Source organism: Bradyrhizobium tunisiense, assembly GCF_042263385.1.
Lineage (GTDB): Bacteria > Pseudomonadota > Alphaproteobacteria > Rhizobiales > Xanthobacteraceae > Bradyrhizobium > Bradyrhizobium tunisiense.
Genome location: NZ_JBHLEV010000010.1, coordinates 75,646 through 99,641, shown reverse-complemented (window position 1 = coordinate 99,641; position 23,996 = coordinate 75,646). Strand labels below are relative to the sequence as shown.

At 64.1% G+C, this 23,996-nt stretch carries 25 protein-coding genes; 7 read left to right on the top strand and 18 right to left on the bottom strand.

Going from position 1 to position 23,996, the window contains the following annotated elements:
• Window positions 1-94 precede the first annotated feature (94 nt).
• The gene (locus ACFDR6_RS31170) at window positions 95-496 is read left to right on the top strand and encodes a RidA family protein (RefSeq protein ID WP_212081583.1); all 402 of its coding nucleotides are present in this window, start codon (window positions 95-97) and stop codon (window positions 494-496) included.
• 28 nt (window positions 497-524) lie between these two features.
• On the opposite strand, the gene ACFDR6_RS31165 is transcribed toward ACFDR6_RS31170, so the two are convergent.
• Window positions 525-1,511, bottom strand: coding sequence for a tripartite tricarboxylate transporter substrate-binding protein (locus tag ACFDR6_RS31165; RefSeq protein WP_375860707.1), 987 nt, complete (start codon window positions 1,509-1,511; stop codon window positions 525-527).
• Window positions 1,508-2,209, bottom strand: a complete 702-nt coding sequence (gene purQ, locus ACFDR6_RS31160; RefSeq protein ID WP_212081587.1) for a phosphoribosylformylglycinamidine synthase subunit PurQ — start codon at window positions 2,207-2,209, stop codon at window positions 1,508-1,510. The genes ACFDR6_RS31165 and purQ overlap by 4 nt, the downstream gene beginning before the upstream one ends.
• 167 nt (window positions 2,210-2,376) lie before the next feature.
• On the opposite strand from purQ, the gene ACFDR6_RS31155 reads away from it, so the two are divergent.
• The gene (locus ACFDR6_RS31155) at window positions 2,377-3,393 is read left to right on the top strand and encodes a magnesium and cobalt transport protein CorA (RefSeq protein ID WP_375860706.1); all 1,017 of its coding nucleotides are present in this window, start codon (window positions 2,377-2,379) and stop codon (window positions 3,391-3,393) included.
• Between the two features lie 16 nt (window positions 3,394-3,409).
• On the opposite strand, the gene ACFDR6_RS31150 is transcribed toward ACFDR6_RS31155, so the two are convergent.
• The 5 genes from ACFDR6_RS31150 to purC all read right to left on the bottom strand — a co-directional run bounded on the left by ACFDR6_RS31150 (window position 3,410) and on the right by purC (window position 6,241).
• Complete coding sequence (locus tag ACFDR6_RS31150) at window positions 3,410-3,964, bottom strand: hypothetical protein (RefSeq protein WP_375860705.1); 555 nt, start codon at window positions 3,962-3,964, stop codon at window positions 3,410-3,412.
• 16 nt (window positions 3,965-3,980) lie between these two features.
• Window positions 3,981-4,463, bottom strand: coding sequence for a hypothetical protein (locus ACFDR6_RS31145; protein WP_375860704.1), 483 nt, complete (start codon window positions 4,461-4,463; stop codon window positions 3,981-3,983).
• A gap of 196 nt (window positions 4,464-4,659) precedes the next feature.
• Window positions 4,660-5,193 (bottom strand): hypothetical protein, encoded by a 534-nt coding sequence (locus ACFDR6_RS31140; protein ID WP_375860703.1) that lies wholly within the window; start codon window positions 5,191-5,193, stop codon window positions 4,660-4,662.
• A gap of 26 nt (window positions 5,194-5,219) precedes the next feature.
• Window positions 5,220-5,462, bottom strand: coding sequence for a phosphoribosylformylglycinamidine synthase subunit PurS (purS, locus tag ACFDR6_RS31135; protein WP_008135030.1), 243 nt, complete (start codon window positions 5,460-5,462; stop codon window positions 5,220-5,222).
• An 11-nt stretch (window positions 5,463-5,473) separates the two neighbouring features.
• Window positions 5,474-6,241, bottom strand: coding sequence for a phosphoribosylaminoimidazolesuccinocarboxamide synthase (gene purC, locus ACFDR6_RS31130; protein WP_173015815.1), 768 nt, complete (start codon window positions 6,239-6,241; stop codon window positions 5,474-5,476).
• 319 nt (window positions 6,242-6,560) lie between these two features.
• On the opposite strand from purC, the gene ACFDR6_RS31125 reads away from it, so the two are divergent.
• Window positions 6,561-6,884 (top strand): DUF1476 domain-containing protein, encoded by a 324-nt coding sequence (locus tag ACFDR6_RS31125; RefSeq protein ID WP_212081591.1) that lies wholly within the window; start codon window positions 6,561-6,563, stop codon window positions 6,882-6,884.
• Between the two features lie 5 nt (window positions 6,885-6,889).
• Here ACFDR6_RS31125 and ACFDR6_RS31120 read toward each other — a convergent pair whose 3' ends face one another.
• On the bottom strand, window positions 6,890-7,864 hold the full coding sequence (locus tag ACFDR6_RS31120) for a LysR family transcriptional regulator (protein ID WP_375860702.1): 975 nt from the start codon (window positions 7,862-7,864) through the stop codon (window positions 6,890-6,892).
• 104 nt (window positions 7,865-7,968) lie between these two features.
• Here ACFDR6_RS31120 and ACFDR6_RS31115 point away from each other — a divergent pair, with 104 nt between their 5' ends.
• A complete protein-coding gene (locus ACFDR6_RS31115) occupies window positions 7,969-8,796 on the top strand; it encodes an isocitrate lyase/PEP mutase family protein (protein WP_375860701.1) in 828 nt (275 codons plus the stop codon).
• On the opposite strand, the gene cynS is transcribed toward ACFDR6_RS31115, so the two are convergent.
• The 4 genes from cynS to ACFDR6_RS31095 all read right to left on the bottom strand — a co-directional run bounded on the left by cynS (window position 8,783) and on the right by ACFDR6_RS31095 (window position 12,576).
• On the bottom strand, window positions 8,783-9,271 hold the full coding sequence (cynS, locus tag ACFDR6_RS31110) for a cyanase (protein WP_212081598.1): 489 nt from the start codon (window positions 9,269-9,271) through the stop codon (window positions 8,783-8,785). The two genes, ACFDR6_RS31115 and cynS, sit on opposite strands and share 14 nt — an antisense overlap.
• Before the next feature lie 15 nt (window positions 9,272-9,286).
• Entirely contained in the window at window positions 9,287-10,210 is a 924-nt protein-coding gene (locus ACFDR6_RS31105) for an ABC transporter ATP-binding protein (protein WP_317243406.1), read from the bottom strand.
• A gap of 4 nt (window positions 10,211-10,214) precedes the next feature.
• A complete protein-coding gene (gene ntrB, locus ACFDR6_RS31100) occupies window positions 10,215-11,054 on the bottom strand; it encodes a nitrate ABC transporter permease (RefSeq protein WP_212081602.1) in 840 nt (279 codons plus the stop codon).
• A gap of 139 nt (window positions 11,055-11,193) precedes the next feature.
• Entirely contained in the window at window positions 11,194-12,576 is a 1,383-nt protein-coding gene (locus tag ACFDR6_RS31095; RefSeq protein WP_375860700.1) for a CmpA/NrtA family ABC transporter substrate-binding protein, read from the bottom strand.
• 159 nt (window positions 12,577-12,735) lie between these two features.
• On the opposite strand from ACFDR6_RS31095, the gene ACFDR6_RS31090 reads away from it, so the two are divergent.
• Window positions 12,736-14,661 carry a sigma 54-interacting transcriptional regulator gene (locus ACFDR6_RS31090; protein WP_375860699.1) on the top strand — a complete coding sequence of 642 codons (1,926 nt, stop codon included), beginning with the start codon at window positions 12,736-12,738 and terminating at the stop codon, window positions 14,659-14,661.
• 11 nt (window positions 14,662-14,672) lie between these two features.
• Here ACFDR6_RS31090 and ACFDR6_RS31085 read toward each other — a convergent pair whose 3' ends face one another.
• The 3 genes from ACFDR6_RS31085 to ACFDR6_RS31075 form a co-directional block, all read right to left on the bottom strand.
• The gene (locus tag ACFDR6_RS31085) at window positions 14,673-15,551 is read right to left on the bottom strand and encodes a sulfurtransferase (RefSeq protein ID WP_375860698.1); all 879 of its coding nucleotides are present in this window, start codon (window positions 15,549-15,551) and stop codon (window positions 14,673-14,675) included.
• 64 nt (window positions 15,552-15,615) lie between these two features.
• Window positions 15,616-16,728, bottom strand: a complete 1,113-nt coding sequence (locus ACFDR6_RS31080) for an acyl-CoA dehydrogenase family protein (RefSeq protein ID WP_317243402.1) — start codon at window positions 16,726-16,728, stop codon at window positions 15,616-15,618.
• Between the two features lie 35 nt (window positions 16,729-16,763).
• Window positions 16,764-17,306 carry an OsmC family protein gene (locus ACFDR6_RS31075; protein WP_126260848.1) on the bottom strand — a complete coding sequence of 181 codons (543 nt, stop codon included), beginning with the start codon at window positions 17,304-17,306 and terminating at the stop codon, window positions 16,764-16,766.
• 246 nt (window positions 17,307-17,552) lie between these two features.
• Between ACFDR6_RS31075 and ACFDR6_RS31070 the strand changes: the two genes are divergently transcribed.
• On the top strand, window positions 17,553-18,206 hold the full coding sequence (locus ACFDR6_RS31070) for a TetR/AcrR family transcriptional regulator (protein ID WP_375860697.1): 654 nt from the start codon (window positions 17,553-17,555) through the stop codon (window positions 18,204-18,206).
• Window positions 18,207-18,306: 100 nt separating this feature from the next.
• Here the strand turns inward: ACFDR6_RS31070 and ACFDR6_RS31065 are convergent, their stop codons facing one another.
• Window positions 18,307-19,746, bottom strand: a complete 1,440-nt coding sequence (locus ACFDR6_RS31065) for a DUF1254 domain-containing protein (protein ID WP_375860696.1) — start codon at window positions 19,744-19,746, stop codon at window positions 18,307-18,309.
• Between the two features lie 179 nt (window positions 19,747-19,925).
• Window positions 19,926-21,134 carry a TrmJ/YjtD family RNA methyltransferase gene (locus ACFDR6_RS31060; RefSeq protein WP_375860695.1) on the bottom strand — a complete coding sequence of 403 codons (1,209 nt, stop codon included), beginning with the start codon at window positions 21,132-21,134 and terminating at the stop codon, window positions 19,926-19,928.
• A 339-nt stretch (window positions 21,135-21,473) separates the two neighbouring features.
• Between ACFDR6_RS31060 and ACFDR6_RS31055 the strand changes: the two genes are divergently transcribed.
• A complete protein-coding gene (locus ACFDR6_RS31055; RefSeq protein WP_212081618.1) occupies window positions 21,474-22,688 on the top strand; it encodes an NADP-dependent isocitrate dehydrogenase in 1,215 nt (404 codons plus the stop codon).
• 82 nt (window positions 22,689-22,770) lie between these two features.
• Here ACFDR6_RS31055 and ACFDR6_RS31050 read toward each other — a convergent pair whose 3' ends face one another.
• Window positions 22,771-23,991 carry a cyclic nucleotide-gated ion channel gene (locus ACFDR6_RS31050; RefSeq protein WP_375860694.1) on the bottom strand — a complete coding sequence of 407 codons (1,221 nt, stop codon included), beginning with the start codon at window positions 23,989-23,991 and terminating at the stop codon, window positions 22,771-22,773.
• Window positions 23,992-23,996 lie beyond the last annotated feature (5 nt).

Here is a 23,996-nt window from a genome sequence, read left to right as displayed (position 1 = left end):
ATACGCGCCGTATATGAAATACCTCAATGCCACGGGCGGCACCGTCACGCAATCTGGTTCGGTGCCCTTCCATCGCCCATCGAAAGGCTCAAACATGCTCCAGCGTCAGGCCATTTTCCCTGCCAACCGCCATGCGTTGTACCAAGCGCATCGCTATTCCGCCGCGATCCGATCCGGCGACCTCCTGTTCGTCTCAGGGCAGGTCGGCAGTCGCGAGGACGGCTCGCCCGAGCCTGTGTTCGAGGACCAGGTGCGACGCGCGTTTGCCAATCTGCGCGCCGTGCTCGCGGCGGCCGGATGCACATTGGACGATGTGGTGGACGTCACCACCTTCCACACCGATCCTGCGAACCAGATCGAGACGGTGATGGCGGTCCGCACAGCCGAGATCGGTGAAGCTCCCTATCCGAACTGGACCGCAGTCGGCGTGAACTGGCTGGCGGGCTTCGACTTCGAGATCAAGGTCATCGCCCGCGTCCCTTCGGCAACTCAATAGATCTCGCCGAGCGCAGGAGATGTGCCGACTACTTGGCGTCGTCCGCCAACATCTTCCGGTACTTCTCGACGTCGCGCGTCACGAGTTGCTGCAGCAGCTCCGGCGCATGCTCGCCTGCATCGGGCGCGACGGTCGAAAGGTCGGCAAAGCGCTTCTTCACCGGGTCGGTCTCGACGGCGGTGCGCGCGGCGGCGTTGAGCTTGGCGATCGCCGCCGGCGGCGTGCCCTTGGGCGCGAACAAGCCGTTCCAGCCCTGTGCCTCGAACTCAGGCAGGCCGGCCTCCGCGGAGGTCGGCAGATCCGGCAGTGTGGCGAGGCGCACGGTCGACCCGACCACGAGCCCCTTCACCAGCTTGTCGTTGATCGACTGCGAGACGGATGCGGCCGCATCGCAGACGCCGTCGATCTGGCCGCCGACCGCATCGGTCAGCGCGGGCGCTGCGCCGCGATAGCCGACCAGCGTCGCGTCGATCCCGGCTGACGTGACGAAGCTCTTGCAGATCAAATAGTTCGAGGAGCCGACGCCAGCATGGCCGAGATTGATCTTGCCGGGATTGGCCTTGGCGTAGGCGATGAACTCTCTCAGGTCCTTCGCCGGAAAATCCTTGCGCACGGCGATGATGCCGAACGTCTTCGCCACCATGGCGATCGGCACGAAGGACTCCGGCGTGAACGGCAGCTTTGGATAGATCGTGTAGGTCGCAGCATTGGTGCCGGCATTGCCGATCGCGATGGTGTAGCCGTCGGGTTCGGCGCGGGAGGCGCGCGCCAGCGCGGTCGATCCGCCGGCCCCCGCAACGTTCTCGATCACGATGGTCTGGCCGAGCGCGATGCCCATCTGCTCGGCCACCGCGCGCGCGATCACGTCCGAGGTGCCGCCGGCCGCGAACGGCACGATCATGGTGATCGGACGCTTGGGGTAATCCTGCGCGAGAGCGCTGGTTGCGAGCAAAAATGACGCAAGCGTCAGCGCCGCGATCGCCGCGAGCGCCCGCTTCGCCACGAACGAGATCACGCCGCCTTTTCCAGATGCGCCGTGAGGCCCGCGAACAGGCCGCGGCCGTCGGTGCAGCCCATGATGTCTTCGACGTGGTTTTCCGGATGCGGCATCATGCCGAGCACGTTGCCCTTGTCGTTGACGATGCCGGCGATCGAATGTGCCGCCCCGTTGATGTTGTGGGCTTCGTCCACCACACCCTCGGCCGAGCAATAGCGATAGAGCACCCGCCCCTCGCCTTCGAGCCGCTTGATGGTCTCTTCATCCGCCTCGTAATTGCCCTCGCCATGAGCGACCGGCACGCGGATCACCTGGCCGGCATTGTAGCCGCGGGTGAACGGCGTGTCGGAACGCTCGACGCGCAGATGCACGTCGTGGCAGATGAATTTCAGCCGCGCGTTGCGCATCAAGACGCCCGGCAGAAGGCCGGACTCGCAGAGGATCTGAAAACCGTTGCAGACGCCGAGCACGAGGCCGCCCTTGGCCGCATAGTCGCGCACCGCATCCATCACCGGCGCGCGGGCCGCGATGGCACCGCAGCGCAAATAGTCCCCATAGGAGAAGCCGCCCGGCACCACCACGAGATCCGTGCCCGCAGGCAGCGCCGTCTCGGCATGCCAGACCATCGCCGGCTCGCTGCCGGAAATCAGCCTCAAGGCACGCGCCATGTCGCGCTCGCGGTTGATTCCGGGAAAGACGAGGATGGCGGCTTTCATGGCTGAGGTTCCGATGGAGCGGGAATCGAGGCTGGCCAAGCGGCCAATTCACGAAGAGACATAACCATTTGACGGGGATTTTACCAGTGCTAGCCTCGGCACAGGGCCTTGTGCACAGGTGATAATTGCACGCCGCGCGGCCGCTCGATTTGCCGGGATTTGAAGCCATGAACGTCCCGTCGCTGCCCACATCCCCGTCCGAACCGGTGCCTACCGATGGTGTCGTCGCCGCCGGTGCCTATGTCGACGGCCGGCGCGTCGCCAACATCGCCATCAGCGAGGCCTCGAGCTGGCGGACCAAGCCCGGCCACGTGGTCTGGATCGGCCTGCACGAGCCGGACATGGCTCTGCTCGGCGCGGTGCAGAAGCAGTTCGACCTGCACGATCTCGCGATCGAGGACGCCAACCACGCCCATCAGCGGCCGAAGATCGAGCAATATGGCGAGGCCCTGTTCATCGTCGCGCGGACCGCGCAACTGATCGAGGGCCGGATCGCCTTCGGCGAGACGCATATTTTCGTCGGCGAAGGTTATCTGGTCTCGGTGCGCCACGGCGCCTCGACGTCCTACACGCCGGTGCGCGAACGCTGCGAAAGCTGCCCGCGGGCGCTCGCGCGCGGCGAGGACTACATCCTCTACGCCATCCTCGATTTCATCGTCGACAATTACTCGCCCGTGCTCGAAAGCATTCACGACGAGATCGAGGGCATCGAGGACGACGTGCTTTCCAAGCCGATCAGCAAGGCGCAGATCGAGCGGCTCTACATGCTGCGCCGCGACCTGTTGCGGCTCAGGACCGCGATCGGTCCGCTGGTGGAGGTCTGCCGCCGGCTGGAGCATGACGAGCTGTCGATGGTGCGGAAGGCCATGCAGCCGCTGTTTCGCGACGTCACCGACCACGTCCGCAACATCCAGGAGCGCATCGATTCCATGCGCGAGGTGCTGGCCTTCGCCTTCGAGGCAAGCCTGCTGGTCGGCCAGGCGCAGGAGACGGCGGTGTCGAAGAAGCTCGCGTCCTGGCTCGCCATCATCGCGGTCCCGACCGCGCTCGCAGGCATCTACGGCATGAACTTCAAGCACATGCCGGAGCTGGAATGGGAGTACGGCTATTTCATGCTGCTCGGCGTGATGCTGACGGCGTGCGGCTCGCTGTATTGGCGTTTTCGGCGGGTGGGATGGCTGTGAACGCCGCGCACGGCACTCAGCCCTTGGCTGGCGCCAGCACCATCATCACCCCGATGGCAAATTGCGCGTAATTGTCGGAGCTGGCCTTCTCGGTGGCCGCCGAACTGATCAGGCTGGCCGTACCTCGATCGCCAAACAGATAGCCGCTGACCTGATATTCCTTCGTGCCATCAGGCTTCACCATCAGTCGCCGCGCTTTGAACAGGCGCGGCACCTTGGTGCCACTGTCGCCATCAATTCCGAGAATCGAGATCTTCTGCCCCGGCGTCCGCTGCTCCAGCATCTTGACGATCTGCGTCTGCTCTTCGCGAAATTGCTCCAGCGTCATCGTGTTGCCCGGAGGATAGGCCCCAGGCGCGTAGAAACGATAGCTCACCCTGGACTGCGCACCGCAGGCGGACCGCTCGCAGAGGAACATGTGGACGTCGTTGGGCCTCAGCTCATAGCGAAATCCGCCGACCGAGAATGGCGGACCGCGCTCCGCTTCGGATTTAGGAGCCTCGGCGAAAGCAGCCCCGCTCGCGAGCATCAGTGCAACGAGCAGCGGCAACAAGCGAACGTAGAACCACATGCCAGCCTTCATTTCACTACCGCGCCGGAGGCGCGAAATCCTCGATTTCCATCACTCCGACAAAATCGCTGCTGTTGCGGCGGGCGACCTCGACGGCGAGCGAGGTAGAAATGACATCGATCATGGTATTGCCAGCGAATACCATGTCGCGGACGAGGTAGACTGGCTTGTCGTTAGGACCGGTCGCCCTGTACTCCCAGTGAACAGCCGGGAATTCCTTCATCTTCGCGACGCGCGAGGACATCAACGCCAGGTCTCTCAGGCGTCCGACCGCTTCGGTCGACGCCTGCTCGGTCTGGGCCATCTGACGCTGCGCATCCGCCTCGGCAAATTTCTGCAGGGCCACGGGATCGGGGCTGCGGGTCGGACTGGCTGCGGTGCGGATGGTGACGACCGAATTCTCCGGACAAGCAAGCGGCTTGCAGCGGAAGATCGAGCGTCTTTCGCCATACAGGCGGGTGCCGGTCCATTTTTCCGGATCGGGCGATTTGAAGGTCACCTTGGTTCCTGGATGCTCCGGGCCGACGGCCCTCGTAACACAGCCCGTTAGTGACAACGCGGCTGCGGCAATGACCGCACGCCGGAAAACGTCCGAAATAGTCCCCATGACCCCCCGCCCCGAACTCACCCGTCCGGAGTGTAGACAACCTGTGGTTTTGGATAAAGGGGTTCGTCGACAGCTTCGATACTACTGCTTAACGCGGGACGGGTGTGTCCGTCACGTCCATCGCCTTGATGAACAGATCGCGGTTGCGTCGCGCAAGCTCTTGCGAGGGCGACAAGGAGGATATGCTGACCAGCGCCGATTTGACGAACATGGTCGCCTTGCTGAGATAGGTTGGGCCTTTCTCGCCAACGACCCGCAATTCCTGCACGATCGCCGGATAGCCGCGCAACGTCGTCGTGCCGCTGGAGACCCGCTCAAGCTTCCGGCCGGCGGCAGCATTATCCTGATTGGCGCGCGCGACCGATTCAGGAATCTGGCTGGCCAGCTTTGCCAGCGCCTGGGGATCGGGACTGCGGGTCGGGCTGCCCGAAATGGTTGCCGTGACCTTGGCCGGGTCTGAGCAGGCCAACGGACGGCAGACGAATTCGCCGGTGCTTTTGCCGAAGAGATTGCTGCGTCCGGCCCATTTGGCCGGATCTGGATTTCGAATCGTGACACTGGTCGTGCCGGGGGCCTGCGCGGCTGCGAATTGAACACCAAAGACCGGCAGCAGAGTCGCCAAACCGACGACCCAAGCGACCGTTCGCATCACCCGAGCAGCTCGACCCGATAATTCTCGATCACGGTGTTCGCCAAGAGCTTGTCGGCGGCGTCCTTCAACGCCGCTTCCGCCTTGGCCTTATCGGCGCCCGCGAGCTCGATGTCGAATACCTTGCCCTGGCGGACGCTGGCGACGCCATCGACGCCGAGCGACTTCAGTGCGCCTTCGATGGCCTTGCCTTGGGGATCGAGGATGCCCGTCTTCAAGGTAACGGTAACACGTGCCTTCACGTCAAATCCCCTCAGCTCTTCACCAGCACCGGGCCTGAGCCCTGCGGACGCTCGTTCTCCATGAGGATGCCGAGGCGTTTTGCAACTTCAGTATAGGCCTCGAGCAGGCCGCCGAGATCCCTGCGGAAGCGGTCCTTGTCGAGCTTCTCGTTGGACTTGATGTCCCACAGACGGCAGCTATCCGGCGAGATCTCGTCGGCGACGATGATGCGCATCATCTCGTTCTCGAACAGGCGACCGCACTCCATCTTGAAGTCGACGAGGCGGATGCCGATGCCGAGGAAGAGGCCGGTGAGGAAGTCGTTGACACGGATGGCGAGCGCCATGATGTCGTCGATCTCCTGGGGCGTCGCCCAGCCGAAGGCGGTGATGTGCTCTTCCGAAACCATGGGGTCGTTGAGCTGGTCGTTCTTGTAGTAGAATTCGATGATTGAACGGGGCAGCTGCGTGCCCTCCTCGATGCCGAGGCGCTGCGACAGCGAGCCGGCGGCGACGTTCCGCACCACCACCTCCAGCGGCACGATCTCGACCTCGCGAATCAGCTGCTCGCGCATGTTGAGGCGGCGAATGAAGTGGGTCGGCACCCCGATGTCGTTGAGGTGCTGAAACAGGTACTCCGAGATCCGGTTGTTGAGGACACCCTTGCCCTCGATCACCTGATGCTTCTTCGCATTGAACGCGGTGGCGTCGTCCTTGAAGTGCTGGATCAGGGTACCGGGCTCCGGGCCTTCATAGAGAACCTTTGCCTTGCCTTCATAAATGCGACGCCGACGGCTCATTGGGATGTACCGTGTTTTGTTGAAATCCATGAATTTGGTGTGCTCCGGTTACGAGGACTGCGACCCACAGCGGAGCTGCCGTGAACGGCTGGGAACCCGTCTCGAATCCTTGGAAACAGAACGGGAACCAAGCCTTCAGGCAACCTATCCGATTGGCTGACCGAGCACAATCGATCCGGCCCTCCGGCACCAACTTATACCGTCTCGCCTGCGGCTTAACGGCCCGTTGTTTTGCCGATATGTGCTATCTATGTAGGCATGCAGCCGGGCGGTCGCAACGGAAGGCCCCCGCTCCATTCAGAGGGATTTGGAACAAGGCATGAGCGAGTTCGACAAGCGCCAGGAAGGTTTCGAGAAGAAGTATGCCCTCGACGAGGAGCAGAAATTCAAGGCGGAAGCCCGCCGCAACCGGCTGCTCGGGCTGTGGGCGGCCGAAAAGCTCGGCATGTCAGGCGATGCCGCCACCGCCTATGCCAAGGAGGTGGTCGCGGCCGATTTCGAGGAGGCCGGCGATGCCGACGTCCTGCGTAAGCTCACGGCCGATTTTGCCGCCAAGAACGTCGCCGTCACCGAACAGGCGATTCGCGCCAAGATGAGCGAGCTGCTCGCGGTGGCAGCCGCCGAGGTGAAGGCGGGAAAATAATCCATTCAGACGAGCCGCCGGCGCGCAACAACCTTGCGCGCCGGCGATCTTTTTCTGGCGTCCTTTGAGACCGAGACATCCCGCCCGGCATAGTTGCGGCGGATGGTGTCGAGCAGGCGCTCGGCGGCAGCGCTCAGAAAGCCGTCGCGACGGGTCACGAGGACGGTGTCCTGATCCGCGGCAAGATCGCCGACGATGATCGTCGCGATCGATGCCGCGCGCAACTCCTCTGCCACATGGCTTCTCGCCAATAGCGCGAGACCGAAGCCGGCCTCCACGAGGCGCTTCTGCGCGGTGAGGCTGTCGACTGCCGTCCATTCGACCTCGCCGAGCCCTTGCGTGAGAAACAGAGCGAACACATGGGCTGCGGCGATCTCGCGGCGGCCGCGCGTTTCCGGGAATGCGATCCAGCGTTCACCGCGAAGCTCGGCGAGCCGCTTCACCCGCTTGCCGGCCAGCGGATGTTCGGGCGCACAAACGACCTGTAACGCCTCGGTCAGCACCAGCTCGCAGGCGAGATCGCCGGCGCGGTCGACGTTGTAGCGCAGGCCGATCGTGGCCTCGCCGCGCCGGATGAGATCGCTGACCTCCGCGCTGGTCGCCGTCCGCAAGGTTAGCGTGACGGCGGGATTTTCCCTGGCAAACCGCTTCATGATGGTCGACAGCCGGCCATCGGCGAGCGTGCCGGTCACCGCCAACGAAACCGGCCCCGCATTCTGCTTGGTCAAAGCGCGTATGGCCTGTTCGGCGTCCTGCGCCGCGGCGACCGCCCGCTCGGCATAGGGGATCAGCACGCGCCCGGCATCGCTGAGCCGGGTGCGGCCCGCCGCCCGCTCGAACAGGGGCACGCCAAGCTCCTGCTCAAGCAGCGCAATGCGGCGCGAAATCGCCGGCTGCGAGCGGTGCAGGAATTTCGCGGCATTCGAGATCCCGCCCCTGCGATGAACCGTCAGGAAGGTGTTGAGGGCATCACTGTCCATCGCGGCCTCATGCAAAAAACTGATCTCCTTTGCAAGAATAACAAATTTGTCGGATGGCGAAAATGCTCCTAAGGCTGCATCGACGGACAACACGGAGACGAGCCATGACGAGCCAATTGGACAAGGCGGCGGCGTTCCGCGCGCTGCACGATCGGCCTGGCGCCTTCGTCATTCCCAATCCATGGGATGCCGGTACGGCCAAGCTGCTCGCAGCAATGGGATTCGAGGCCCTCGCGACGACGAGCCTCGGAGTTGCCAACATGCTCGGCAGCAGCGCCGTCAGTCTCGATGTCATCCTCGCCAACGCGCGCGAGATCGTCGATGCTACCAACCTTCCGGTGAGCGTCGATCTCGAAAATTGCGGGGCCGATGAGCCGAAACGTGCGGCCGAAGCCATCCGGCGTGCCGCGGAAGCTGGCGCCGTCGGCGGCTCGATCGAGGATTTCAGCGGCGACCGCGATCGCCCCATCTACGACTTTTCCCTCGCCGTCGAGCGGGTCCAGGCCGCTGTGGAAGTGGCGCGCGCGCTGCCAATTCCGTTCACGCTGACGGCTCGGGCCGAGAACTTCCTGCACGGCCGCAAGGACATCGACGACACGGTTCGCCGCCTGCAGGCCTTCGAGGCCGCGGGCGCCGACGTCCTGTATGCGCCCGGCCTGTACGATCTCGCCACGATCCGGACCGTCGTCTCCTCGATCAGTAAGCCGTTCAACCACGTGATGGGCTTTGCCGACCCGACGCTGACAACGGCGCAATTGTCCGCCGCCGGCGTCAAGCGCATCAGCGTCGGCGGGGCCATGTCGCGCTACGCGCTCGCGGCGTTCCTGAACTGCGCGCGTGAGATGAAGGACAAGGGCTCCTTCACCTATGTTCGCGAGATGGCTCCGGTCGGCGCGCTGCGCGAGGCCTTCGCCGCGGTCACTCCTCCCTGAAGCCGTATTCCGGCACGTTGCCGCTGGCGCCGTAATATTTGTAGGGCAGGAATTTGCCGCTCATGGTGATCTTGACGCGATCGCCCTTCGGGTTGGCGACGCGCTCGATTCCCATGTCGAAGTCGATCGCCGACATGATGCCGTCGCCGAACTCCTCCTCGATCAGCGCCTTCCAGGCCGGACCGTTCACCATCACCATCTCGTAGAAGCGGTAGATCAGGGGATCGGTCGGCGGCATCGGCGTGCCGGTGCCGCGCATCGGCACCTCGTTGAGCATCGCGACTTCCGCCTTCGACAGGCCGAACAACTCGCCGGCATTGGCGGCCTGCGGCTTCGTCAGCTTCATCTGGCCCATGATCGCACCGACGATCAGCACCTCGGAATAGCCGCCGATCTTCTCGCAGACGTGCTTCCAGCTCCATCCCTTCTCACGCTTGATGTCGAGCAGCTTTTCGGTGAGGTCTTCGCGTTTCATGTCAGGGTCTCCGTTTCAGGCAGTCAGTCCGGGACTGGTCCCGGGAATCCAGGTCTGGCGTTGCTCGTCACCACCCGAGGCAACCGTCAGTCCGGGCTTGCCGATATGCACCAGCGGCACATTGCGCGGATCGTGACCGGGTGTCTCGGCGGTAAACGTCTTGCTGCGCGTCACCAGAAAATCGATGATGTGGTTGCGCAGCGCGTAGTAGAGCGGATGGCGGTGCAGATCGGTGCGGCCGCGATCCCGCGGCAGCGGGTTCTCGACCACCTCTGCGAGCACCGCGCCGGGCCCATTGGTCATCAGAAAGATCTTGTCGGCGAGATAGATCGCCTCGTCGACGTCGTGGGTGATCATGAATGCGGTCTGCCCGGTCTCCAGGCAAATGCGCCGGACCTCGTCCTGCAGCGTGCCGCGCGTCAATGCATCCAGCGCCGAGAACGGCTCGTCCATCAGCATCATCTTCGGCGTGATCGACAGCGCCCGCGCGATGCCGACGCGCTGCTTCATGCCGCCCGACAGCTCCGAAGGGCGCTTGTGCTCGGAGCCGGTCAGCCCGACGAGATCGATGAAGGTTTGGGCATGCGCCCTCACTTTGGCACGGTCCCAGCTCCGCCATTTCGAGCTCACGGCATAGCCGACGTTGCCGAGCACGGTGCGCCAGGGCAGCAGGGCGTGGCTCTGGAAGATCACGGCGCGGTCGAGGCTGGTGCCCGAGATCGCCTGCCCGTCGACGATCACGGCGCCCTCGCTCGGCGCGTCGAGGCCGGCAAGAATGTTGAGCACCGTGGTCTTGCCGCAGCCGGAATGGCCAATCACGCAAGCGAACTCGCCGCGGGCCATCGACAGCCACAGATTCTCGAAGATGGTGGTCGTGGCACCTCCGGCGCCGGGATAGCGCTTCGCGATGGCTTCGATGGAGATGAACTTGTCGGTCATGCCCCTACTCCGGAAACGTGACCATGCGCGTGAATCGCGCCAGGATCTGATCGAGCAGCATGCCGACGACCCCGATCAGCAGGATCGCGATGATGACATTGGTGATCGACAAATTATTCCACTCGTTCCAGACGAAGTAGCCGATGCCGGTGCCGCCGACGAGCATCTCGGCGGCGACAATGACGAGCCAGGCGATGCCGATCGAGATGCGCATACCGGTCAGGATCGTCGGCGCCGCAGCGGGGAGGATCACGGTGAAGGCGCGCCTGACGGTGCTGACCTCGAGCGTCCGCGCGACGTTGATCCATTCCTTGCGCACGCTGGCAACGCCGAACACGGTGTTGAGCAGCATCGGCCAGATCGAGCAGATGAAGATGACGAAGATCGCCGAGATCGAGGAATCCTTGATGGTGTAGAGCGCAAGCGGCATCCAGGCCAGCGGCGAGATGGGCTTGAGCACCTGGATGAAGGGATCGAGCGCCTTGCTGAGCAGCGGCGACATGCCGATCAGGAAACCGAGCGGGATCGCGACCAGCACCGCGAGCAGATAGCCGGTGCCGACGCGTGCGATGGAATAGGCGAGCTGGATGCCGAGCCCCTTGTCGTTCGGCCCGTTGTCGTAGAACGGCCGCTTCAGGTGCTCCCAGAGCTTGGCGCCGACATCGAGCGGCCCGGGCATCGCTGATTTCCCCTGCGTGGCCGTCAGCCCCATCAGCTTGGCGTATTCCGGGCTCATCGTTGTCGTTGCGCCGGTCGAGCGCGTGGCGAGGTGCCAGATGCCGAGAAACGCGGCGAGCAATGCGATCGAGACGAGACCGGCGCGGAGGCGGAGGGAGGAGGTCATCGCGGTCTCCGTGTCCCGGGCGCGGCGCAGCGCAAAGCGGTGCGACGCAGAACCGGGACCCATGCGGCCACACTGGGTCCCGGCTCAGCGATGCACCACTGCGTGCTGCATCGCGTCCGGGACACGAGAGAGCTCACCATCACGACGACTTCCTGATCTTGAAGCTCGCGACATAATCCTCCGGCTTGGCCGGATCGAAAGTCTTGCCCATCACCGCAAACGATTTGTAGCTGCTCGCCGGCGGCGACAGGCCCATGTCGGTCATCAGCTTCTTGGTGTCGGTGGCCAGATACACCTGCTCGGCGACGGCCTTGTAGTCGACGTCGCCCTTGATCTGGCCCCAGCGCTTCATTTGCGTCAGCATCCACACCGCAAATGACTGCCAGGGGAACGGATCGAAATCGACGCGCTTGGCGTCCGTCTTCACTCCGCCGAGGCCATCGGCGTAAGTGCCTGTCAGGACTTGCTCCAGCACCGTGACCGGCGCGTTGATGTAATTGGCCGGCGCGATCGCTTCCGCAATCTGCTTGCGGTTCTCCGCCTTGGAGGCGTAGGCGGTGGCATCGACGATGGCGCGCGTCAGCGCGGCAAAGCTGTTCGGCGCCGTCGTGATGAACTCGCGGCTGGCGGCGAAGCTGCAACAGGGGTGGCCGTCCCAGATCTCCTTCGACAACAGGTGCATGAAGCCGACGCCGTCATAGATCGCGCGCTGGCAGATGTTGTCGGGCGCGAGGAAGCCGTCGATGTTGTCGGCGCGCAAATTCGCGACCATCTCCGGCGGCGGCACCGAGCGCAGCTGCACGTCGGTATCGGGGTCGAGACCGTGCTCGGCGAGATAATAGCGCAGCAGGTAATTGTGCATGGAATAGTCGAAGGGAATCGCGAACTTCATTCCCTTCCAGTCCTTGGGATCGCGCTTGTCCTTGTGCTTGGCCGCCAGCACGATGCCCTGCCCGTTGATGTTCTCGATCGCAGGCACCGCAAACGGAATCGCGTTGGCGCCGAGCCCGAGCGAGATCGCGATCGGCATCGGCGCCAGCATGTGCGCCGCGTCGTATTCCTTGTTGATGGTCTTGTCGCGGATCACGGCCCAGCCGGCGGTCTTGACCACTTCGACGTTGAGACCGTGCTTCGAATAGAAACCCATCGGCGCCGCCATGATGATCGGCGTGGCGCAGGTGATCGGGATGAATCCGACCTTGAGGTCCTTCTTCTCGGGCGCGCCTCCTTGCGCAAAGATTTCGGTCGCCGTCTTCAGCGGGAAGAACTGCGAGAGCGCCGCAAGCGCGGTGGAGGCGCCAACCGATTTCAGGAAGGTGCGCCGCGCCACGTCGTGCGGAAACATCGCGCGCATGACGGCGGATGCAACGACGCCCTCGTAACGTTTTTCCTCGCTCTCGGCCGGCTCGCAGCGAAGCGCCGTGGTCGCCTGCTCGTGCTCGGCTGCCGAGCGATGCTGGCCACAGGCGCAGCCATCACGGAGGTTGCGGTTGGGATCGAACGGATTGTCGAACGTGGACATCGGACCTCCTGCGCGTCGTTGCAGGAGGAATTACGCAAGGAGCATGCCACGGCGGCTCTGCCGTCCACAGCATTGATGACGCAACGCTTTCAGTGAAGCTTGGTCGCTACGAAAAATCGTGATATACGAAAATTCGTAGCTGAATTACGAGATTTCGCAATGGCAACGACGCCAATGCCTGGCCACGACGACGCGGCCCGGACCATCGACCCACGAATTGCAGCCTTCGAGTCCTCGGTCGAGGCAACGCTGCTGGTCGACCCCTACGGCGACCAGATCATCGATGCCAATCCGGCCGCATGCTCCCTGCTCGGCTACGACCGCGCCCTGTTGCGGCAGACCAAGGCCAGCACGCTTCACAACGGCCAGCTTCCCGCACTCACCGTGTTCACCCAGGCCGTGCTGCACAAGGGCGCCTACTGGACCACGGCGCTGGCCCCTCGGCACGCCACTGGCCAGGAGCTCCGGCTCGAAACGTCAGGTTGCCTCGTCAGCCACGGCGACCGTACCCTGGTGCTGCTCGTCCTCACCGATCTCGAGGCGCGCCGCCGCCGCAATGTCGATGCCGCCGCCGAGGACCACATGCGCGGTGGGATCGCGACCTGGCAGCGGGTCGAGCGCGTCTTCCAGGACATCGAACGCGAGAACCAGCTGATCCTGCGCGCCGCCGGTGAAGGCATCTATGGCGTCAATGCCGAAGGCAAGACCACCTTCGTGAATCCCGCGGCCGAACGCATGCTGGGCTGGACCGCCGAGGAGCTGGTCGGCAAGGAAATCCATCCGATCGTGCACCACACTCACCACGACGGCCGGCACTATCACAACCATGATTGCCCGATCTATGCGGCGTTCCGCGACGGCGCCGTGCACCAGGTCGACGGCGAAGTATTCTGGCGAAAGGACGGCTCTCCGGCGTGGGTCGAATACACGTCCACGCCGATCCGCGACCGCGGCGTCGTCGTCGGCGCCGTCGTCGTGTTTCGCGATGTCAGCCAGCGGCGCGAGGCCGACGAGAAGCTGCATGCCGCGCTTGCCGAGGTCGACCGCCTGCGCGAGCGACTCGAGCTCGAGAACGCCTATCTCCAGGAGGAAATCCGCATCGAGACCAATCCGCGCGGCATCATCGGTGGAAGCGAGGCGATCCAGAAGACGCTGCGCCAGGTCAAGCTGGTGGCGCCGACCACGGCGGCGGTGATGATCACCGGCGAATCCGGTACCGGCAAAGAGCTGATCGCCCGCGCCATCCACGAGGATTCCACCCGCAGCGACCGGCCGCTGATCCGCGTCAACTGCGCGGCGATCCCGCGGGAACTGTTCGAGAGCGAGTTCTTCGGCCATGTCCGCGGCGCCTTCACCGGCGCAACGCGCGACCGCATCGGCCGGTTCGAGCTCGCCGACGGCGGCACGCTGTTCCTCGACGAGGTCGGCGAGATTCCGCTCGAATTACAGGGCAAGCTGCTGCGCGTGCTGCAGGAGGGCAATTTCGAACGCGTCGGCCAGGAGCGCACGCGCGCCGTCGACGTCCGCGTCATCGCCGCGACCAACCGCGACCTCAAGCAGGAGGTGCAGCGCGGTCGCTTTCGCGAGGACCTCTATTTCCGCCTCAACGTATTCCCGATCGAGACGGTACCTCTGCGCGAACGGCGCGAGGACATTCCCCTGCTCGCCCAGCATTTTTTGACGCGCGAGAGCAAGGCATTGAAATCCAACCTGCGTCTGTCGGAAGGCGATGCGCGGCGGCTCACCCGCTACGACTGGCCCGGCAATGTCCGCGAACTGCAGAACGTGATCGAGCGCGCCGCGATCCTGTCGCAGAACGGCCGTTTGCGGATCGACCTGCCGGACTCCTCCGGCGCGCAGCCCACGATCGGCACGGCACGCCAGAAGGCCGATGCGCGGCCGACGGTCATGACCTCGTCCGAGATGCGCGACTACGAGCGCGCCAACATCCTCGCCGCACTCGAAGCCTGCACAGGGAAGGTGTTCGGTCCCGGCGGCGCGGCGGAGATGCTGGACATCAAGCCGACCACGCTGGCCTCGCGGATCAAGGCGCTTGGGATCGCGCCTCGTCCGCGGGCCATGTGATCGCGGCGTGTTCAGGCCGCCTTGGTCGTCACATCTGATGCAATCGGCAGCCCCTGCTCGATCGGCAGCGACGGATCGCGCGACCATTCGTTCCAGGAGCCGAAATACATCCGCACGTCCTTCACGCCTGCGTTCTTCAGTGCCAGGAACGTGTTCGAGGCGCGCGCGCCCTTGAAGCAGTAGAGGTAGACCGGCGTCGTCGGCGAGATGCCGACGGTGGCGCATTCCGCCAGAATCTCGTCCTTGGATTTGAAGCGCGGGCCTTCGGCTGTAGGCTTCATCATGCGATACCATTCCAGCCACACGGCGCCCGGAATCCGGCCCTTGCGCGGGCAGAAATCCTTGCCGTACGGGGACGAGCTGTCGCCGATCCACTCGTCGACGTCGCGGACGTCGAGGATCGCGATGCCGGGCTTGCCGACGGCGGCGAGCATGGTCTTGGCGTCGATCAGGATCTCGCCGGCTTCGGGCACGATCGCGAACGACGCCTTCGCCGGCATCGGCACCTCCTTGGTTACCGGGAAGCCCGCACCCGACCAGGCGTCGAAGCCGCCATGCAGCACCTTCACCTTGGGATAGCCGAGCATGGTGAGCAGGTAATAGCCGCGGCAGGACTGGCCGAAGCCGGAGTTCATCGACTGCTCGTAGACCACCGCCGTCTCCTTGCCCGAAAGGCCGGCAGCGCCGAACGCATCGGCGAATTTCGTCTTGAGCTCGGCCATGCCTTCCGGCGTCGAGGTCGCGAGGAACGTAAAGATCTCGTGCACGTTCACGGCGCCCGGCAGGTGCCCGGCGGCGTAAGCATCGGGATTGCGGGTGTCGATGACGACACACGGCTCGGTCTTCAAGAGATCGGCGAGTTCGACGGCAGTGATCAGAACGTCAGTCATGGCAGCCTCTCCGTTGAGGTTGGTGGGTCTTCGGGTGGACTCGTAGAGCTCTAAGGTTTGGAACTCAGAAATCGGCGAGCATCTTGCGCAGCTGCTTGGTGGCCGGCGTGACGATCGCGACGAAATAGGCCTCGCGCAGGCGCCGCTGCGCGCGGTGGCTCTTCAAGTAGCCGCGCGCGCCACAATGCAGCATCGCCGCATGCGCCGCCGCGACGCTGGCCTCGCCCGCGCGAAGCCGCAGCGCGATCACCTTGCGCCAGTAGGTCTCCTCCTCGTTGTAGGGATCGCGTGCCAGCGCCATGGTCTCGGCCTCGAGCTCGGCGGCGAGCTCGCGGAAATGCACCGGCTGCTGCGGCAGATAGCGGTTGATGTGGCCGAGCGAACCGTCGACCTCGTCCATGATGTTGATGCAGTCCTTGATGAGGCCGAGCGCCATGCCGGCCTGCAGCAGGATGAAGCCGGCGCGGATCTTCTTCACGAAGGGGCCGGCGGGATCGGCGAGGATCAGCTCGTCCGGCACGAAGGCGTCGCGGAACTGCACGCCATAGGTGCCGGTGCCGTCCATCGCCATGAATGGCTTGCACGGCGTCAGCGTGATCGCGGGGTCCGAGCAGTCGGCGAGGAACATGACGGTGCCCTCGTCGTCCTCGCGCTCGAAGATGGTGCCGAAATAATGGTCGGGACCGAGGTTGGAGACCCAGGGCAGCGCGCCACGCACGACGTAGCCGCCCTCGACCTTGCGCCCCTTCAGCTTGAGCTTCTCAATGCCGAAAAAGCTCTTCATCGGATTCGAGAGACCGGTGCCACCGAGCACGCGCCCCGTCGAGAATGCATCGCCAAAACGCTTGGCCAGCTTCACGTTGGTGGAATTCGCCGCGTACCAGACCAGCGTGTTCTGGCACCAGGCCATGAAGGCCGTGGCGCCGCAGACCTCCCCGATCGCCGCCATCGCCTGTATCGCGCAGCGCAGATCGGCGGGACCTTCGTGCGGCACGTGACTGCCCCAGGCGCCGACCGCGCCGAACGCACGCAGCACCTCGGCCGGATAGACCGAACCGTCGTCGATGCCGACCGCGAGCGGCGCGAGTTGCTCCCGCGCGATCCGCGCCACCTCGCCTGCAATGGACGGTGCGGGCTGATCCAGAACGTCGACCCGCGATAAAGCCAGTGAACCCATGATCGTCTCCCGCACCGTGTCCTGATTGCTCTCGGCTAGATGCCGACCTCGAGATTGACCGGCCGGGTGAAGGTGTTGGCGACCGGCGACCATTTCTTCACGTGGGCGACCAGCGCGTTGATCTCGTCCTGCGCGATGCCCTCGCATTCCATGTCGACCTTGACGCGCACATCGGTGAAGCCGACCGGCTTGTCCGAAGTATCGCCGGTGCCCCAGACCGCGGTGATGTTGAGATCGCCTTCGAGCTCGAGCTCGAGCTTGTTGACGATCCAGCCGCGGTGCACGGCGTTGGCGTGCAGGCCGACCGCGAGGCATGAGCCGAGCGCGGCGAGCGAGGCTTCGGACGGATTGGGCGCGGTATCGTCGCCCAGCAGCCCCGGCGGTTCGTCGACGATGTAGGGCGGCAGATTGCGGATGTAGTTGGCGTGGCGGAATTTACCCTCCGCAACCGTCTTGCATTTCAAGGTCTTGACGACCTTCGGATTGGCCTTGCCGCTCGCGATCAGTTGCTCGAGGCCGTTCTTGTCGATGGGCGCGAGGCACCCCGTCAGCACTGTCTTTTGAACGACGGCAGTCATCTTCTTCTCCCTGGCAGAAGTGGAAATCGGTAGGATACCGAACGGTCTGTTTCCTTGCATAGGGCGTGCCAAAGCGCGCCGAAAAGGAAATGCGAGGGATTGGAGCCGCTTAAGCGGCACTGCCTGCAGACTGATCAGTCGGGCTCTGCTCAAAGGCGATGCAGATGGGTTCGCCGATGCGAATCTTTTCGGCGCGAAAGAGATGCGGCTTGATGATGCCGCGCGGCTGCGAGTAAGTTGCAGCCTATGGCAAAGACGTCATCGAAGAAGAAATCCAATTCGCCGCACGCCGGTGCCGGCGACGACGAATCCGCGCGCGGGCGCCTGCTCAATGCCGCCACGCACCTCTTCTGCAAGAACGGCATCAACGCCACTGGCATCGATGCCATCATCGAGGAGGCCGGCACCGCCAAGACCACGCTCTATAAATTGTTCGGCTCCAAGACCAATCTCGTCAACGCCGTGCTCGAGAGCGAAGGCAAGCAATGGCGCGAATGGTTCATCGGCGCCATGGAAGAAGGCGGCGGCGACGCGCAGGCGAAACTGACGCGCATCTTCCCGGCGCTGAAGAGCTGGTTCGCGGAAGAGCGCTTCTACGGCTGCCCCTTCATCAATGCGGTGGGCGAGCACGACAAGGACGCAAAACAGTTCCGCAACATCGCGCTGAAGCACAAGAAGATCGTGCTCGGCCACATCGAGAAGCTCGCCAGTGAATTGGGATCGGCCGAGCCCGCAGTGCTCGCGCACCAGCTCGGCCTCATCATCGATGGCGCGATCGTCGCCGCCATGATCTCGCGCGATCCGGCCGTCGCCGATACGGCGGCACTCACGGCAGGCCCGCTGCTCGGGCAGTCCAAGGCGAAGAAGAAGCGGGCGGCGGATCAGCTCGAGGCGGTGTGATCGCGCTTGTCTTGTAGCCCGCATGCAGCGAAGCGGAATGCGGGGACAACGTCCCGGATTACGCTCCGCTCCATCCGGGCTACGAAGATTTTGTAGGGCCCTAGGTGCTCGTCACCTGCCGGACCGGGGGCGGCTTCCAGGTCCCGTTGATGATCGAAGGCGACTTCTCGTTGGGCCAGTACATCCGCAACATCAGCACGAACTTGCCCGCGGGCGCAGGAAGCCAGTTGCTCTCCTTGTCGGAGCCGGGATTGTCCTTCTGGATGTAGAGGTCGACCGAACCGTCCGGATTGACTTTGAGGTTCTGGCGGGCGCTGATCGACTGGCGGTTGATCGGATTGGCGACGAAGAAATAGTGCTCGTCATACATCGTCAGCGACCAGAAGCCGCCGACCGGAGGAAGCTGCCCCTTCGGAAAGCGCATGACGTACTTGTTGCTGCCGACATACTCTTTCCCGTCGGCGTCCTTCTGCGATGTCGGATAGCACGCATCCTGAATTCGGTTGGCGCCAAGGCCGATGGCCGTGACCAGGGCGCGGTTGAAGTAATTGGTGCCGTAGACGCCGGCTTCAGCGTCGAAGGCCCAACCGTTGACATTCCTGATCGCCTTGTTGACCTTGAACTGGAGCATGATGCGGTCGAATGCCACCTGCGGGACCCGCTTGGCGAAGGCAGCATCGAATTTGCTCGCGTCGAAATCCTTGCCGGGGACAAGACCGATCTTCGCGAATTTGGCGACCTCAGGCGCATCCGCGGCGGCCGGCGGATTGCGCTTCATCAATTGCGCCAGAAGAGTGAAATAGGCGGCGGCGTCCATGCGGTTGACCTGATCGCGAACGGCCGTCTTCATGTCGATCGACGCATCGGCCTTGCCTGCCGGCGACGTATAGGACTTGCCGGACGCGCTGAGAGGGAAGAGCTTGAACTCGTCCTGTGCCGCATGCACGGCCGCGTAGTCTTCCGGCGTGCCGGTGCAATAAATTCGGCCCAGAATCCACACCATGCTCGTGGGCGATTTGTATTCCTTGACACCGGCGGGAAGCGTTCCCTTCCAGCCAGGGCCGGTGATCGCGTAGGTCTGCGCCTTGGTGCCGGTGGTGCGCTTGCCCGGGACCTGGAAGACGTTGGTCCAGCCGTCCAGCATCGGAAACAGGAAATAACGGTCCTTCATATCGGGCATGCTCAGGACCCAGGGCTCGTCTCCGACGTCGATCCAGGCGGTCGTGTAGAGGGTATCTGCGTTGGGTGCGGTGACGTCCTTGAAGCTGGCATCAGGGTATTTGCGCAGCTTGACGAATTGCCCCATCGGCGCGCGCGTGCCCTGCGGCGTCGCGACGTTGGTCATCACGCGGCGGGTCATTTCCATCGTGACAAGCGGATAGCCATAGATATAGGCGTCCTGGGCGAGCCAGAAATCTTCGCCGCCCTCCAGTGCCCTGACGACAGGACCGTCAAACTCGGCACGTGCCGCGCGGGACATCACAAGCGATGATGCGGCGGCGCTGAACACGGCCAGCGCTTGGCGACGGTCAATTGACATATCGAACCCTCCCTGCTGCCCCAAAGCGTAGCGAGGGGGGTTCCATGTTCCTTGACATGTATCAATGGGACGGATGGCCTTTGGACCGCGCTCAAGTGCCGTTCGCCAGGCACAACTCAACACGTCTGCATCAACTGGCGGTACAAATAGTGGGTTGCGACGGGCGCGAACTCCTTGCCCTACGGAATGTCTGAGTTTTCCGCCATCATCCTCTGCAGCCGCACCAGCTCCGCCTCAAGATCCCGCTCCACATCCGCAGCGCGAATGTCGAGCACCCGATAATCCCGCGCCTCCAGCCATGCCCGCCGCCCCGAGCGGTCGGCTGCGATCGCCTCCCCCTCGCCCGGGTTGACCAGCTCGATCGCGATTCGGTGCGGGAACGAGACGAAATCCGGAATGTGCCGCCCCACCGGGGTCTGGCGCTTGAACTGGCCTGCAAAGCGGCGGTCGCGGGTTAGCGCCTGCCACAGCAGGCGCTCGGCATCGGTCGGGTTGCGGCGAAGCAGCCGGGCAAGGCCGCGCACGGTCGAGCCACTGTCGGGCACACCGCCGCCCTGGCCGTGCTCGGCCAGCAGCGCGCGCAGGCGCGTGGCCTGCTCGCCGTCGAGCACGCCGCCCTTGGCCGGGCCCTTGCGCCCCTCGGCGATCGCCATGACGACTCCATGGAGGGTGTGCATGTCCTGCTTGGTCGGCTCCATCCGGCTGAAGATGTTGCGCAGGTTCACCAGCATGGTGTCGCGCTTCTCGGCAGGTCGCAGAAACTCCACCTTGTCGAGTTCGCGGATGAGATTGTCGAAGAAGGCCTGCATCTGGTGCTGCGAGGCACGCTCGGAGCGCTCCGGCATGGCGTGCGGCAGCTCGCCTGACGTGGCCCGCTTGAACCATTCATAGCCGACCAGCAGCACCGCCTGGGCGAGGTTGAGCGAGGCGAAGCCTGGATTGACCGGGAACGTGATGATGCGGTTGGAGAGCCCGACCTCCTCGTTGGTCAGCCCCCAGCGCTCGCGGCCGAACAGGATGCCGCACCTGCCGCCGGTCGCGACGTGCCCGGCGATCTCGCTCGCCGCGGCCTCCGGCCCGACCACGGGCTTGGCCTGGTCGTGGGGGCGCGCCGTGGTGGCGAACAGCAGGTCGAGGTCGGCGACGGCCTGCTGAACCGTGTCGAACAGTTCGACCCTTTCCAGGATATGGTCGGCGCCGGCCGCGGCGCGCTGGGCGGCGATGTTGGGCCAGCCATCCCGGGGGTTGACGATGCGCAAGGCGCCTAGCGCAAAATTGCCCATGGCGCGCGCGGCCATGCCGATGTTCTCACCGAGCTGCGGCTCGACCAGGATGACGATGGGACCGTCGAGGGACAAACCCGCCTTGCTCTTGTCAGTCCCCGACATCTGATTTCGCTTTCACTCTACGTCTCAAGGCCTTGGCAAGGCCGCCTTGGGAATTGATTCAAGCCGCCGCTTGCCGACGGCCTCGTCCCGCTCGCCTGTCGTTTGCCTGTCCTGACAAAATTCTCAAGGGAAATAACGGGGTTAGATTCGGTTTTTGAAATCGCAGGGAACGTGTCCCGGCGGCCGGGCGACAGCCGCCGCTCGCCCCCCATCCCGGCAAGCTGGATGAGCTAAAAGTGCATAATCCCTTGGCTTTCGCCCGCCGCCCGGCGGTGCTAAGAGGCGGCGGATATTCCCGTGGCGCGCCGAAAGCGCCGTTCCCAAGAGGCTTCCCCGATCATGGCAAAAATCAAGGTATCCAATCCCGTCGTCGAGCTCGATGGCGACGAGATGACCCGGATCATCTGGCAGTACATCAAGGACAAGCTGATCAACCCGTACCTCGATGTCGAGCTGCTCTACTTCGACCTGGGCATGGAATACCGCGACCACACCAACGATCAGGTCACCATCGACGCCGCCGAAGCCATCAAGAAGGTCGGCGTCGGCGTCAAGTGCGCCACCATCACCCCTGATGAAGCCCGGGTGAAGGAATTCAACCTCAAGCAGATGTGGAAGTCGCCGAACGGCACCATCCGCAACATCCTCGGCGGCGTGATCTTCCGCGAGCCGATCATCTGCAAGAACGTGCCGCGTCTGGTTCCCGGCTGGACCAAGCCGATCATCATCGGCCGCCACGCCTATGGCGACCAGTACCGCGCCACCGACTTCAAGTTCCCCGGCAAGGGCACCCTCACGATGAAGTTCGTCGGCGAGGACGGCACCGTGATCGAGAAGGAAGTGTTCAAGGCTCCGGGCGCCGGCGTCGCCATGGAGATGTACAATCTCGACGACTCCATCATCGACTTCGCCCGCGCCTCGCTGAACTACGGCCTGCTGCGCAATTACCCGGTCTATCTCTCGACCAAGAACACGATCCTGAAGGTCTATGACGGCCGCTTCAAGGACATCTTCCAGGACATCTACGACCGCGAGTTCAAGAAGGAATTCGAGGCCAAGGGCCTGACCTACGAGCACCGCCTGATCGACGACATGGTGGCCTCGGCGCTGAAATGGTCCGGCGGCTATGTCTGGGCTTGCAAGAACTACGACGGCGACGTGCAGTCCGACACGGTCGCGCAGGGCTACGGCTCGCTCGGCCTGATGACCTCGGTCCTGCTCACTCCCGACGGCAAGACCGTGGAAGCCGAAGCCGCCCACGGCACGGTGACCCGCCACTACCGCGAGCACCAGAAGGGCAAGGAGACCTCGACCAACTCGATCGCCTCGATCTTCGCCTGGACCCGTGGCCTCGCCCACCGCGCCAAGCTCGACAACAATGCCGAGCTCGCCAAGTTCGCGAACACGCTGGAGAAGGTCTGCGTCGACACCGTCGAGGCCGGCTACATGACCAAGGATCTCGCGCTGCTGGTCGGCGCCGACCAGCGCTGGCTCTCGACCACCGGCTTCCTCGACAAGGTCGCCGAGAACCTGACCAAGGAGCTGGCGGCTTAAGCCGTCCGCAATTCCGCCCGACTGGGCCGGACATCATCACGGGCCGCGCGACAGCGCGGCCCGTTTGCTTTTTCGGACCGCTTCAGCGGCCTCCCTCGTCCCCCTGCGCCAGTTCCGCCAGCGCGAGATCGCCGGTGTCGGCAAGCCTTGCCTTGGCGGTGGTGTGAACGTGGTCGGCGAGCGTCGGCATGCGTTCGATCAGGGCGTGAAAGTCCTGGGCGTCGAGCACCAGGAGCCGGGTCTTTCGCATCGCCGTCACCGTGCCGCTGCGCTTTGTCTTGTGCAGCAGCGCGATCTCGCCGAAGAAAGTGCCGTCGGTGAGCCGCACATGCTGGCTCGGCAGCGCGATCTCGACCTCGCCGGCGGTGATGAAATACATCGACGAGGCCACATCGCCCCGCCGCACCAGGATCTCGCCTTGCTCGATGGTGCGCGCGCGGAGCAGCCGCATGATGTCGGCGATCTCCGCCGCCGACAGATGCGAGAACAGCGGCACCCGCGCCAGCATGCCCCAGGTGACGACGAAATCACGCCGCTTCACCTCTTCGGCGAACGCGGTCGAGATGATCGCGACCGGCAGCGCGATCATGGCGAAGCCGGCGATGATGGCGAAGGTGGAGACGAGCTTGCCGAGCGGCGTCACCGGCACGACGTCGCCATAGCCGACGGTGCCGAGCGTCACGATGGCCCACCACATCGCCTGCGGGATGGTGCCGAGCTTGTCCGGCTGCACGTCGCGCTCGATGGCGTAGAGCAGCGAGGCGAAGGTCAGGACCGCGCCGATCAGGATGACGATGCAGCCGATCAACGCCCGCCGCTCGGCATGCACGGCGGCAAGCAGCGAGCGCATCGCCGGGGAGTACCGTATCAGCTTGAAGAACGGCAGCACGCCGAGGGCCGCCAGCGTCGCATGCCCGCCGGTGGCGAGCACGATCGCGGCCGGCAGAAACGCCATGAGATCGATGATGCCGAGCGCCGAGAAGGCGTAGCCGAGCCGGTCGGACAGCGCGGACGCCTTGCGCTGGGTGTGGCCCGCCACGGTCCACAGCCGCGCGGCATATTCCAGCGCGAACACGATCACGGACAGGATGGTGATGGCCGCGAACAGCGTGCCGAACTGAGCGTCCAGTTCCGGCACCGAGGCGAGGATCATCGCGACCACATTGAGCACGATGACGCCGATGATGATCTGGATGAAGCGCGACCCGACTGAATAGGCCAGCGGATCGTGCTCCAGCAATTCATAGAGGCGATCCCTCATATTGGGATCGGGAAGCCCATGTCCGCGCGGACTGGGGCGCATGATCC